The sequence below is a fragment of the Jiangella alkaliphila genome (genome assembly GCF_900105925.1).
GTDB lineage: Bacteria > Actinomycetota > Actinomycetes > Jiangellales > Jiangellaceae > Jiangella > Jiangella alkaliphila.
The window spans coordinates 3428373-3442143 of record NZ_LT629791.1 but is presented as its reverse complement, the minus strand read 5'-3'; the positions used below and the strand labels follow the sequence as shown (position 1 = coordinate 3442143).

5 protein-coding genes are annotated in these 13771 nt (G+C 71.3%); all 5 read right to left on the bottom strand.

What is annotated here, in order from left to right; genetic code table 11:
• Positions 1–40: 40 nt before the first annotated feature.
• Positions 41–805: a hypothetical protein gene (locus BLV05_RS15770; protein WP_052762640.1), complete on the bottom strand. Its 765-nt coding sequence runs from the start codon at positions 803–805 to the stop codon at positions 41–43.
• A 93-nt stretch (positions 806–898) separates the two neighbouring features.
• Positions 899–5578, bottom strand: coding sequence for a ThuA domain-containing protein (locus BLV05_RS15765; protein WP_172860657.1), 4680 nt, complete (start codon positions 5576–5578; stop codon positions 899–901).
• 132 nt (positions 5579–5710) lie between these two features.
• Positions 5711–11443: a ThuA domain-containing protein gene (locus tag BLV05_RS15760; protein WP_052762641.1), complete on the bottom strand. Its 5733-nt coding sequence runs from the start codon at positions 11441–11443 to the stop codon at positions 5711–5713.
• A gap of 122 nt (positions 11444–11565) precedes the next feature.
• The gene (locus BLV05_RS15755) at positions 11566–12429 is read right to left on the bottom strand and encodes a sugar phosphate isomerase/epimerase family protein (protein WP_046769818.1); all 864 of its coding nucleotides are present in this window, start codon (positions 12427–12429) and stop codon (positions 11566–11568) included.
• Between the two features lie 90 nt (positions 12430–12519).
• On the bottom strand, positions 12520–13743 hold the full coding sequence (locus tag BLV05_RS15750; RefSeq protein WP_046769819.1) for a substrate-binding domain-containing protein: 1224 nt from the start codon (positions 13741–13743) through the stop codon (positions 12520–12522).
• Positions 13744–13771: the final 28 nt, after the last annotated feature.

Sequence of the window (13771 nt, the reverse complement as noted above, 5' to 3'; positions counted from 1 at the left end):
GGACGGCCAACTCGGCAAACCCCCGCCAACCCCCAAAGCGCTACTCCGTATGACCGGCGTGGTCCTCCTGGGAGGGCTCGAAGCCGACGCCGCCGTGCGGGTCCACCTCCTCGCCGGGGCGGGACGGCAGGGTGATGTGGACGTGGCCGTTGCCGGCGTCGATGTTCAGGACGTCGAGCTGCGTCGCCGCGACCGACCAGGCCGCCACCGCCTGGTCGCGCAGCCGGCCGGCCAGCTCCAGCAGCTCCTCCTGCTGCGGCCCGGCAGGCGCCACCACGGCCGCCTCATAGGCCGTCGCGGCGGAGCCGAGGAGGTCGATGGCCAGGAGCAGGCCGTTGCGGGCGGTGTTGAACTCGGTCGAGCCGGACGGCGCGTCGCCGTAGGTGCCGATGGCGGCGCCGACGGCGGTGTGCCAGGCGGCGGGGTCGACCGACGGCGAGACGACGGCGGGCTCGCCGGTGGGCACCACGGTGTGCAGGCCCTCGATGACGCTCAGCAGGCCGGCGTGCGCCGCGGTGGTCTGTTCGGTCAGCTGGCCGACGAGTTCGAGCTGGCGGTCCGCCTCCTGGGCCTCCAGTTCGGCGACGCGGTCGGCCACCGGGTCGCTGTCGTCGTCGCCGCTGGTGAGGACCAGGGTGGCCAGCACGATGTTGGCGGCGGCGAGGACCGCCGCGACGGCGATCCAGAATCCCCGGCGCCGGGGCGGGGTCTGCTGCCCCGGCGCCGGGGACGAGGACCGGCCGGCACCGGTCCCCCGTCCGCCGCGCGCACTCGGTCTCCGTGATTCGTCGCGTCGGTTCGCCACGTTCGCAGGACGTTGAGCTTGCACGGTGACGTCTCCTCTCTGTGACGGCCGTCCGGACCAGCGGGGGGCGCCGGCCCGGACGGCCGCTGGTGGTTACAGGCGCGCCCGCAAGGCGTCGCCCATACGGAGCAGTTCAGCCCGAACCGCCTCGTCCTGGACACCGTCGGCGACGGCACCATAGCGGTCCAGCGACCGCTCGGCCTGCGCGGTCTGGCCGTCATCGGCCAGTCGCGAGGCCATGGACAGGTGCTGGGTCAGCTGCCGCTCCTGCTGCCGGTTCAGTGCCCCGGCCGCATAGTGGTCGGCGACCAGCCCGGCGCCGGAGGCGAACGTGAACTCCTGGATACGGACGTTCCGGAAGTACACGTCGTCGCCGTTGCCGTGGTTCTGGATGCCGACGAAGCTGGGCTGGTTCATCCGGTTCGGGTCGGTGTCGGTGTAGTCGTTGATCAGCTCACCGTTGAGGTACACCCTGATCCGGTCGCCCTGTACGACGATCTCGTACTCGTTCCACTCACCTGGCGCCTCAAGAGCAGCATCCCGGGCAGCAAGATCGGCGGACTGGAACGCGTAGATCGCACCGGTCGTGCGGTCCGGCGCGTCCGTCGCGTCGATCTGGATCTCGTGGCCCTGGTTCACCGCCAGCCAGGGGTCGGTGCCGGGGTCGGGGAACCCGACGAAGATGCCGGAGTTGTCGTCGCCCGGCATCATCCAGTCCAGCTTGAGCGAGTAGTCCGTGAACGCCTGGTCGTACCAGTAGAGCCCCAGCCCGCCGTACGAGACCAGCTCGCAGTCGGCGTGCAGGAACCCACCCGGACCGGCCATCCGCCACGCCGCCAGGCTGTCCGCCGTCCCGTCGAACAGGCTCTGGTAGCCCGCCCCCGGGTCGGTCGGGTCGCACTGGACCGTAGGCGCCTCACCGAAGGTGAAGTGCTCGAACGTGGCGGGCTGCCCCACGCCGTTGTACGCGGCCAGCCCGACCCGCGGTGTGGGCAGCCCCGACGTCGGACGCGGCCGCCCGAACGCCGTCCACTCCTCGCCGTCGGCCGACCAGTACGCGGTCAGCGTCGCGCCGTTGCTGACGATCTTGACGTGGGCGTTCTCGTTGATGCCCGCCGGCAGCGGCCCGGAGCGGTCCAGCGCGGCGTCGAACACCGCCTGCCCGCCCTGGTTGAGGCCGAACTCGAACCGCCAGCCCTGGCCCGGGATGTTGATGAGGACGGCCTTGGCGAAGTTCTGGTCGCCGGAGTGGACGATCAGCCCGGCCTGCTCGAAGTCGCCGCCGGCCGGGATCGCCAGCTGGGTCGACGTCTCGAAGCCGGCCGCCGGGTCGGCGATCGGCTGCAGCACGACGTTGGCGGCGGTGGTGTTGCCGCCGAACATGTCACCCTCCAGCGCGTCGATGCGCAGGTGACCGTCCTCCACCCCCATCTCAGCCGGGTTCGGCCGCAGGATCGTCGTCCACCGGCACCGGTCCAGCGAGGTGCCGTCGAACGCGTCGTTCGGGTCGACCTCGGCGCCCGGGTCCTCGCACGCCGCCGCGTCCGTGCTGAACGTGAACGCGTCGATGTCCATCAGCCCGCCGCCGTTGCCCTGGAACACCAGGTACAGCGGGGCGGTGCCCGTCCCCGGGTCGGTCAGCGGGACGGGTTCGAGGTCGACGTAGTTGTCGGGACTCCCCGTATGCGGCACGGAGACGGTCGCCGCGAGCGGGCCGTCCGGCGCACCCGTGCGCACCTCGACGGTGCCGCCGGGACCGCCGGCCGACACCCGCAGCTGCACCGACCTCGCGCCGGCGAGGTTCCACGGCTCGAACGAGATCCAGTCACCGGGGTCGATGTAGCCGACCCGGGCGCCGCCCTCGGCCCCGCCGTGGCTGACCACCTGGACGCCGTTCTGCGCCGAGAAGTGCTCGGCCTGACGGTGCATCGGCTGCAGCACCAGCTCGGCGGTCCCGGTGACGGGGACGGTGTCGGGCGACGGCGGGACGTCGGTGTACTCGGCCAGCAGCAGCCCGAAGATGTTGTCGTCGGTGCCGTGCGAGCCGTCGGTGCCGGTCGCGATGGTGCCGGAGCAGCCGTTGACAGACTCGCCGCCGTGCGTGTGCTGGTCGTGCCCGAGCGCGAACGTCACCTCGACGTCCTCGCAGTCGACCGGCTGCCCGTCCGGGTCGGTGACGCTGACCTCGAACGCGACGTCCTCGCCGAAGGTGAACAGGCCGCCGTTGGGCGGCGACACGAACTCGATCACCGGCGCGGTGTTGCCGACGATGACGTGCGCCGTGGCCACGCCGGTGTTGCCGTCGGAGTCGGTGACGGTCAGCGTCGCCGTGTACTCGCCGTTGGCGGTGTACGTGAACGACGCGGCCGGCTCGGTGGAGTCCACCGTCCCGTCCGACTGGAAGTCCCACGCGTAGGTGAGGACGTCACCCGGGTCCGGGTCGGCGGAGCCCTCCGAGGAGAACTCGACGGTCAGCGGCGCCAGCCCCGACGTCGGCGTCGCGGTGGCGACGGCGGACGGCGAGCGGGTGCCGGCGACGTAGTCGATGCGGTAGAGCGCGGAGTTCTCGTCGCCGTTGAAGAACCCGGTGCCGTAGTCGAGCACGTAGAGCGACCCCTCGGGGCCGAACTCCAGGTCCATCAGCTGGGTGTTCTGCATGAAGTCCGAGAACGGGCCGATGTGCAGCAGCCCGCCGTCGCCGTCGACCGACATGTTCTTGATCCAGCGGCGGCCGAACTCGTAGGCGAAGAACTGCCCGTCGTAGTACTCGGGGAACTTCGTCTCCGACTCCAGCTCCGGGTCGTAGCGGTAGACCGGGCCGGCCATCGGCGACTCGCTGCCGCTGCCCAGCTCGGGCACCGACCCGCCGTCGTACGGCAACCACGCGGCGACCGCGGGCGGCACCGTCGGCAACCCGGTGTTCAGCGCGGAGTCGTTCGCCGGGCCGTTGGCGCAGTCGAACTTCGCGCCGACGGGGTCCTGCGTGCCGTCGTTCGGGTCCGGCTGCCCGGTGTTCGGGTCGATGCCGTAGTACGAGGTGAAGTCGCGGTCCGCGTACGTCTCGGCCGCCGTGTTGAGGCCGGTGCAGTACGGCCAGCCGAAGTTGCCCGGCTCGGTGACGCGGTTGAACTCGACCTGCCCGCCGGGGCCGTACTGGTTCGGGCCGCCGGAGTCGGGGCCGTAGTCGCCCACCCACACGTCGCCGGTCTCCTGGTCGACGCTGATGCGGAACGGGTTGCGGAAGCCCATCGCGTAGATCTCCGGCCGGGTGTCCTCGGTGCCCGGCGCGAACAGGTTGCCGTCCGGGACCGTGTACGAGCCGTCCTCCTGCACGGTGATACGCAGGATCTTGCCGCGCAGATCGTTCGTGTTGCCCGACGTGCGGCGCGCGTCGAACTGCGGCGCGCGGGTCGTCCGGTCGTCGATCGGCGCGTACCCGTTGGACTCGAACGGGTCGGTGTCGTCGCCGGTCGACAGGTAGAGGTTGCCGTCGGCGTCGAAGTCGATCTCGCCGCCGTGGTGGCAGCAGTTGCCGCGGTCCTGCGGGACCTGCAGGATCACCTGCTCCGACGCCGGGTCCAGCACGCCGTCGGCGAAGGTGAAGCGGGACAGGTTGTTGTGGCCCTCGTACGCCTCCCAGGTCGCCGGGTTCAGGCTCGAGTGCGCGACCTCGCCCGGCGGCGTGTTCAGCGGCGGCGAGTAATAGAGGTACACCCAGCCGTTGGTGGCGAAGTCCGGGTCGACGGCGATGCCCTGCATGCCGTCCTCCCGGAAGTCGTACACCGGGATGTCCGCCGCCAGCGTCGTCTGGCCGGCCTCGGCGGTGTAGAAGACCTGGCCGTCGCGCGACGTGTGCAGCGCGCTGCCGTCGGGCAGCACCGCGACGCCCATCGGCTCGCCCATCTCCACCGGGCCGCGGGCCAGCGTGATCTGGTCGAAGTTCTCCGTGACGGTGGCGCCGCAGTCCGCGTCGGCCACGCCCGCGGCGGTCTCGATGCCGCCGGCGAGGTGCTCGCGGAACTCCGCCTCGGCGTAGGACTCCTGGGTGTGCCCGCCGCCGGTGTACCAGGACCGGCCGCCCTCGTAGTCCTGACACCAGGCGATCGGGTGGTCCGCACCCATGACATCGCCCTCGTAGCTGTCCGCGTCCAGCGACGCCAGCACGTGCACGTCGCCGCGCGGGCTGGCGCGGTAGTCGTACCACTCGTCGGTGCGCTCCCACCGGTCCGGCAGGTGCTGCGTGGACGGGTGGACGCGGTCCTCGACGACGACGGTGGCCGGCTGGATCTGCGGGTGCGACTGGAAGTACGCGCCCACCAGCCCGCCGTACCAGGCCCAGTCGTACTCGGTGTCGGCGGCCGCGTGCACGCCGGCGTACCCGCCGCCGGCGGCGATGTAGCCCTCGAACGCGGCCTGCTGCTCGTCGTTCAGCACGTCACCGGTGGTGGACAGCCAGACGACGACGTCGTACTGCGCGAGGTTCTCGGCCGTGAACTGGGCCGCGTCCTCCGTCGCCGTGACCTCCCAGCCGCGCTCGGTGCCGAGCTCCTGGATAGTGGCGATGCCGGTCGGGATGGAGTCGTGCCGGAAGCCGGCGGTCTTGCTGAACACGAGGACGTGGGCGCCCTCGTGCATGGTCTCGAAGTCCTGAGTGACGACCGGCTCGGCGGCGGCCGGCGCCGTGGTCGCGGCGAGTGGGAGGAGGAGCGCTCCGGCCGCGGCGATCGCCGCGGATCTGAGCAGGGATCGTGGGTGTCTCGGGTGGTGTGGCAACGGTGCCTCCAACGAACGTCGAACGTGCGCCCCTCGGTCCCCCGTCCACTCGCCTCGGCCGCGAATGGTGTGCTCGGCTCGGGTGCCGGGCGGCGGTGACGATGACCACCGCCGCCCGGCACGTCTGCGGTGTTAGAGCTGAGCCCGCAGCGCGTCGGCGTACGCCAGCAGCCAGCCGCGCGCGGTCTCGTCCGTCACCCCCTCTGCGAGCGCCTCGTAACGGTCCAGTGAGGTCGCCGCACCCGAGGTCCCCTGCCCGGCCAGCCGCTCGGCGTTGGCCAGGTGGGTGTTCAGCTGGGTGGCCACGGACCGCTGCACGGTCCCGTCCGCCCGGTAGCGCTGCACCAGGGCCTGGGCGCCGTCAAAGGTCGCGACGACCTCGAACGCGACGGTCGTCTCCGCGGCGTTGCCCGCCTCGTCGGTGGCGATGGCCACCAGCGTGTGCGCGCCCAACTCCGGGGTGACGGCCGACGGGTTCTCGACCGCTTCACCGTCGAGGGTGAGCAGCACCACGACGTCGCGGGACACATCGTCCGTCGCCGTCGCGCTCAGCTCCAGCGCCGTGGCCAGGTCGTAGCCGCCGCCGTCGGCGACGCCCTCGACCGTGATCGCGGGCGGGGTGGTGTCCGGCTGGTCCGTCGTGACCCGGAAGTAGTCGAACGCCACCGTGACCGGCTGGGTCTGCTGCGGGCCGATCGCCATGAGGCCGAACGAGGTGAGCTCGGCGTCGTTGGTGACCGGGTCGCCCAGCGAGGTCCAGTTGACCCCGCCGTCGCTGATCTCCGCCGCGTAGGTGTCACCGCTCCTCGTCAGCCGGAGGTAGTACCAGCCGCTCTCGCTGGTCTCCGGGATGTCGATGTTGCGGTTGCCGCCGTTGCCGAACTGGCCGCCCTTCTCCGAGACCAGCTCGGCGCGCAGGTTGGTCGCCGCGCCGGCGGTGTTGTTCGCGACGACGTCGAACTTCACGTAGTTGTCGTCATCGCCGTACACCATGAGGCCGGCCAGCTGCCACTGGTGCAGCATCGTCGGCGTCACCCGGGTCTCGATCGTCCAGTCCTCACCCTCGGGCACTTCCTGGAGGATGAAGTTGCGCGGGTTCTCGTTGGCGGCGCCGTTGATGTCGCCCGGCTGCGTCTGGATGCGCAGCTGGCCGTCGGCCACGCTCGCCGCCGTCGAGTCGTAGCGCACCACCGAGTCCCACCGGCAGCCGTCGATCGCGCTGCCGTCGAACTCGTCGGTGGGCTCGCGCTGACCGTCGTCCTCGACGTCCGGCGTGATGGTGAAGTGGTCGAACACGGCGTTCACCGCGTGCGGTGCCGTGTCACCGGCCGCCATCAGGCCGATGGTCGAGTCCTCGACCAGCGCCGCCGCGCCGGACAGCGCCGTCCACGTCTCGCCGTCGGCCGAGTACGACGCCGTCACCTGCTCGCCGTCACTGGCCAGCCGCAGATGCGCCGTCGACGGGAAGTCCGCCGGCAGCGTGACGTTGGCGTGCCAGGTCCGGGTGCCGCCGGCCTCGGTCTGGAACTCGAGGATCCGGCTGCCCGAGTTGGTGCGGGTGAAGGCCAGCTTGACGTAGTCGTCGTCGGTGCCATGCATCAGCAGGCCGGCGTGCTGCCACTCGCGGGTGTGCGCCACCGAGACCTCGGTCTCGACGGTCCACGCCCCGTCGCGGGTGGGCTGGCCGACGTAGCTGATCGGGCCGGCGACGGCCTCGTTGATGTCGCCGTTGGTGACGGGCAGCACCAGGCCGCCGTCGGCGACGCTCGCAGGCAGGCCGTCGGCGCCACGCACCGTCGTCCACCGGGTCTCGTTCAGCGCGTCACCGTCGAACTGGTCGGTCCCGGTGATCAGGCAGACCGGCGGCTCCTCCGGGTCCGGCCCCTCGCCGGGCAGGCCGTCCTCGAGCACGAAGTCGGTGAACACCGCCGCCGTGCGCGCGCTGCCGCTGTGCGCGGTGACGGCCAGGCCGATGTCCTGGACGTCTGTCGCGCCCGGCAACGCCACCGGCTCGCCCACCTGGGTGAACGTCTCGCCGTCACGGCTCCAGTACGACGTGTAGAGGTCGCCGTCGCGGACGATGCGCACCCACGCCGGGTAGCCGTTCTGGCCGGCGCTGGTGCTGGCGTCGAGCTGGCCGTTGCCGTCGCTGTCGCGCAGCCACTCGAAGCTCAGCCCCGCCCGCATCGCCATCGCCGCGTAGCCCGGCGAGACGCCCGGCTGCGTGACGTCGTTGCGGACGATCAGGCCGGCCTTGGCGGAGGCGTTGGAGTTGGTCTGGCTGACCACCTTCGCCGTCGCCGTCCACTGGTCGCCGGTGGCGCCGGCCGCACCCGGCAGGTACACGGCGCTGTACTCGTCCGTCCCCTGCCACATGTTGCCGCCGCCGGACTCGATCACCCAGGTGTTGTTGTCCGGGCGGTCGAAGGTGCCGGCCGCGCTGGCGTGCGAGTACGTCAGCCAGTCGCCGAACAGGTCACCGATCTCGACCTGCACGATGCGCGACGTCGAGCTGGCGCCGAGGTTGTTCGTGGCGACCGCGGTCAGCTGGTAGCGCTGCTCCTCGGTCACCGTCCAGGTCGCCTCGTACGGCGCCTCGGTGTCGACGCCGATGGAGTCGTCGCCGACGAAGAACTCGACCTGGGTGATCGTGTTCTCCGCGTCACTCGCGTCGGCCGTCACCTGGACCTCGCCCAGCTCCAGCTCGTCGGCCGGCGTCGGCGCGGTGATGGCGACCTTCGGCTTGGACGTGGTCGCGGCGCCCTTGCCGTCGGCCTCGATGAAGTTCAGCCGCCGCTCGCCGGCGCCCGGGAACACCGCGTAGAGCGTGAAGCTCTCGCCCGGATCGTCGACCTCGACCGCCACGTCGGCGTACCCGGACCCCGTCGCCGGGACCTGGCCGGTGCCCAGCAGCGGCCCGTCGGGGGCGTCGCGGCGCAGCTCGATCGGCCCGCCCGCCGACGACGACGCCCGCAGCACGAGCGCGTCGACGTTGAGCAGATTGACCGGGTCGAACGACGCCCACGCGCCGTCAGCACCGGCGATCGCGGTGCCGTGCCCCTCGACGTCGCGCGACGGGCCCGTGGTGACGCCCTCGGCGTCGTCGTGGAACTCCGCCTCGCGCTGCCGCGGGAACAGCAACGACGTGTCCTCGCCGGCCAGCGCCGGGATGCCGCCGGCGCCGCCGCCGTCGGTGTAGCGGGCGTTGAGGATGTAGAAGACGTTCATGTCCTCGCTGTGCCCGCCGCCGAGCGCCGTCTGCACCTGCCCCGTGCGCCCGCTGAGCGGGTCGGCCGGGTGCGGGTGCTCGTCGTGGCCCAGCGCCGGCTGGATGATGACGTCCTCGTCGGCGATCTCGGCGTCCTCGGCGTCGGTGACCTCGACGTCCCACGCGACCGTGTCGCCGAAGTCGAAGAACGCGCCGTCCGGCGGCAGGTCGAAGGTCACCTCCGGCCGGGTGTTGCCGACGGTGATCGGCACGGTCGTCGTGCCGGTCTTGCCGTGCGGGTCGGTCACCGTGAGCCGGGCGTTGTAGACCCCGTTCTCGGTGTAGGTGAACGACGCCTGCGCCTCGGTGGAGTCGACGGTGCCGTCGTTGGTGTAGTCCCAGGCGTACGTCAGCGCCTCACCCTCGGGGTCGGTGCTGCCGGAGCCGTCCAGCTGGACGGCCAGCGGCGCCTGGCCGGAGTCCGGCGTCGCCGTCGCGTGCGCCACCGGCGAGCGTGAGCCGGACACGTAGTCGACGCGGTACAGCCCCGAGTTCGGGTTGTCACGGCCGAAGCCGCCGCCCCAGTCGAGGACGTACATCGAACCCTCGGGGCCGAACTGGGAGTCGATCGGCGCCATCCACTGCTCGTTCGGCGGCGGCAGGAACGGGTTCACCTTCTCGACGTCGCCGGTCTCCTGGTTGAGGTCGATCGAGTAGAGCCGGTTCTTGGCCCACTCGTAGAAGAACGGCTTGCCGTCGTAGTACTCGGGGAACTTCGTGTCCGAGTCCAGCTCCGGGTCGAACTGGTAGAACGGGCCGCCCATCGGGGCCAGGCCGCCGCCGGCCGGGATGACCCCCGGGACCGAGGACGAGTCGTAGCCGTAATACATCTCCGGCTCCTGCACCGGCGGCAGCTCCGTCAGGCCGGTGTTGCGGACGGAGTCGTTGACCGGGTTGTCGCAGTCGAACGGGGCGCCGACCGTCACCGGGTTGGTCGTGTAGTCGACGTCCAGGTACGGCTCGTTCGGCCCGATGCACAGCGGCCAGCCGTAGAAGCCCGGTTCCTTGATCAGGTTCCACTCGACCATTCCGGCCGGACCACGGGTCGCGCTGTCGCTGCCGTTGTCCGGGCCGTAGTCGGCGAGGCCCACCCAGCCGGTCTCCGGGTCGATGGAGAACCGGAACGGGTTGCGGAAGCCCATCGCGTAGATCTCCGGGCGGGTCTGCGCGGTCCCCTCCGGGAACAGGTTGCCCTCGGGGATCGTGTAGCTGCCGTCCGGCTGCGGGGTGATGCGCAGCAGCTTGCCGCGCAGGTCGTTGGTGTTCGCCGACGTCTCGCGGGCGTCGTGGAACGTGCCCGCGCGCTCGGACAGCGGTGCGTAGCCGCCCGACGGCTCCGAGTGCGGGTTGACGTCGTCGCCGACGGACAGGAACAGGTTGCCGTCCGGGCCGAACGCCAGGCCGCCGCCGGTGTGGCCGGGCTCGTCCGGGAGCCGGCGGGCCGGCACCTCGAGCACGACGACCTCGGACGCGGGGTCGATCTGCGAGTTCGCGCCGACCGTGTACCGCGACAGCGTGCTGATGAAGTTCGCCGGATCCGAGTCGTTCGCGCTCGCCTTCGAGTGGTAGACGAACAGGTGCCCGTTGGTCTCGAAGTCCGGATCCAGCGCGATGCCGAGCAGGCCGTCCTCACCGCCTGAGTACACCGGGATGGTGATGGCCGTCGACGTGGTCTGGGTGGCGGGGTCGTAGACGCGGATCTGCCCGCGGACCAGCTCGGTGAAGAACACCCGGCCGTCCGGCGCGACGTCGATCGCGAACGGGGCACTGGTGTTCTGGTCCAGCGGCACCTTCTCGTACTGGTCCCACACCGTGCCGCCGCAGTCGCCCTCGGCCACGCCCGCGGCCCACTGCACGCCGCCGAGGATGTGCTGCACGAAGTCGGGTTCCTGCGTGTAGTGGGCGCCGAAGTGGCCCATCGCCGTCACCCAGGCGCGGCCTCCGTCGTACGGCTTGCACCACGAGATCGGGTGGTCGTAGCCCTGGGCGTTGCCGCCCGGGTCGTAGGTGGTCTCGTCCATGGTCGCGAGCACGTGCGCCGTGCCGCGGACGTTGGCCGAGAAGTTGTACCACTCGTCGGCGCGCTCCCAGCGCTGCGGCAGGTGCGTCGTCGACGGGTGGACGCCGTCCTCGATGCGGACGGTGCCGGGCAGGCCCGGGCTGGAACCGGTGGCCGCGTGGCCCGGCATCAGCGAGCCGATGAGGGTGTCCCACCAGGCGTAGTTGCCGCGCATGTCGGCGGAGTTGTGGATCGCGACGATGCCGCCGCCGGCCTGCTGGTAGCGCTCCATGGCGGCCTTCTCCTCGGCCGTCCACGGGTCGCCGGACGCCTGGAACATGATCAGCGCGTCGAAGTGGGAGAGGTCCTCGTCGTTGAAGATCGACGAGTCCTCGGTGTGCTCGGAGGTGATGCCGGCGGCCTCGAACGCCGCCTGGAGCACGGGCACACCCTGCGTGATCGCCTCGGTGTGCCGGAACTGGGTGGTCTTGGTGAAGATCAGGACGTGCGCCTCCTCGCCGTGCTCACCTTCGTGAGCCGTCGACGGGAGCGCGGTCAGGAGTGGTATCGCTAACACTGCGGCGAGCGCCACGGCCATGAGCCGCGACCATCGCTGGCGTAGAGCCACGAGCATGAGGGGTTCCTCCAGGGAATGAGCGACGTTGCTTCTCGAAACCCCGCGGCGTGCCGGCGCCTGCGGTCGAACGTGACGACTGCTGATCAGGCGGGCTGCTCCACCACTCCTCTCAAGAAGGACAGGCCGTCGACGGCGATCGCGTCCTGGCTCGCGGCCAGCGGCCGCCAGATGGAGGCGGCCGTCGCGATCGTCGCGTTGTCGGCGGTGAAGGACTCGATGACCAGCGGGCCGGTGTAGCCCGCCGCGTCCAGCGCGGCGACGATGCCGGGCCAGTCGAGGTGGTCCGCACCCGGCGCGCCGCGGTCGTTGGCGCACACCTGAACGTGCGCGATGCGGCCGGCCGCCCGCGCGATCGCGCCGATGATGGACTGTTCCTCGATGTTCATGTGGTAGACGTCCAGCGCCAGGCCGATGCCGTCCTCCGGCAGCCCGTCGATCGCCTCGAGCGCCTGGTCGACCGTGTTGATCAGGCTGGTCTCGTAACGATTCAGCGGCTCGACGGCGACGGTCACGCCGGCGGCGCGGGCGTGCTCGACCACCGGGCTCAGGCCGTCGCGCAGCTCGGCGTAGTGGCCGGCCCGCTCGGCCGGGGTCATCCGCCAGGTCCGCCCGACCGACGCGTACGCCGGTCCGGCGATTGCCGGTGCGCCTACCGTCGCGGCGACGTCGACGACGTGGCGCAGGTAGTCGCGGGTGCGGGCGACGGTGCCCTCGTCCGTGCCGACCAGCTCGCGGCCGTCGCCTATGACCAGGGCGACCGCCGCCGTCAGGCCGTGGTCTCCGAGCACCTTCGCCGCCCGGACGGGGTCCCAGTCGCCGGGGTTCTCGACCGGCAGCTCGACGACGTCGAACCCCCAGCCACTGATCCGCGGCGCCAGCTCGGCGAGGGCAGCGTCCGTGAGCGGTGACGTCCACACCCAGGTGTTGACCCCGAAGCGTCGGGTCATCGGTCGTCAGCTCCCCTCCCCCGGGTCCCGCCGATCACCGGCACGCTGCGGCGTACCGGTGATCGGCGGGTGGCCGGGTGCGTCAGCGGGTCAGCGGTCCTGCCAGGCCGTCGGGAACCCGGGCAGGTCCTCGCCGCCGAACTTCGCGTAGTGCAGGGCGGGCATGTCCGCGTTGCGGTCGAGGAAGTCGTCGCGGTCGTCCTCGGTGATCGGGTCCTGCGGGAGCACCCACTCCGAGGGCACCTGCTCGCCGGCCCAGATCATCGTCGCGGCGAGGATCGGGGTGCGCCACTGGAAGTTCGAGTAGACGGGCGCGACGGCGGTCATGCCGGTCTCCTGCCACTTGCGCATGAAGCTCAGCTCGTCCTCGCCGGCCATGACCGGGTAGTCGTTGCCGGTGTCCTCGAACGCCTCGATGGCCGCGACGGCGCCGTCGCCGGCGTCCATCCAGATGCCGTCGACCTCGCCGCGCTGCAGGTACTGCGTGACGATGTTCTTGATCTCCGCGCCGTCGCCGCCGGTGAACTCGTCGCCGAGGACCTCCAGCTCGCTGTCGCCGAAGATCTCCTGCGCCGCCGCCCAGCGGTTCTCCAGCACGTCCACACCCGGGAGGATGCGCAGCGCCAGCACCGTCGAACCCGGCTCCAGGTTCTCGACCAGGAACTCCGCCGCGTCGGCGCCGTAGGCGTAGCCGCCGATCGGGTGGATGAACGTCACCATGCAATCGGTGTTGACGCCGCGGTCGAACACGATGACCGGCACGCCGCTCGCACAGGCCGCCTCGACCGCCGGGGTGAGGGTGGCCGTCGTCGACGGCGAGATGATGATCGCGTTGCAGTCCCCGGCGTCGATGAACGCCTGGATGTCGGAGATCTGCTTGTTGTCGTCGTCGGCGGCGTCGGAGACGCGGAACTCACCAATCAGGCCCTGCTGCTGCAGCACCTCGACCTGCTGCTGCATGGTGATCCAGCCGGTGACCCGCCACGGGTTGCTCACCGAGGCGTTGGAGAAGCACAGCGTGTTGCCGTCCTGCGCGAACTCCGCGGTGTCGACGTACTCGGGCTCGATCGCCTGCAGCCACGGGGTGGCCGGGTCGCCCTCGGGCTCGATGTCACGCTGGGCGAGCTGACGGTCGAAGTCGGCGCGGACGAAGAACTCGCCGTCGGCCGTCTCCTCCTCCTCGCCCCCGGCGCCCGCGTCCTCGGTCGCGGTCTCATCGGGCGCCGCGGTGTCGGATGGCTCGTCGGTGGTACAGGCCGCGAGCATCAGGGCCGCGGCAGCCGACGCCGCCAGTAGAGCGCGCGTTGTGCGCATCGTTCCCCCTCCTTGGGTGACGAGCGAA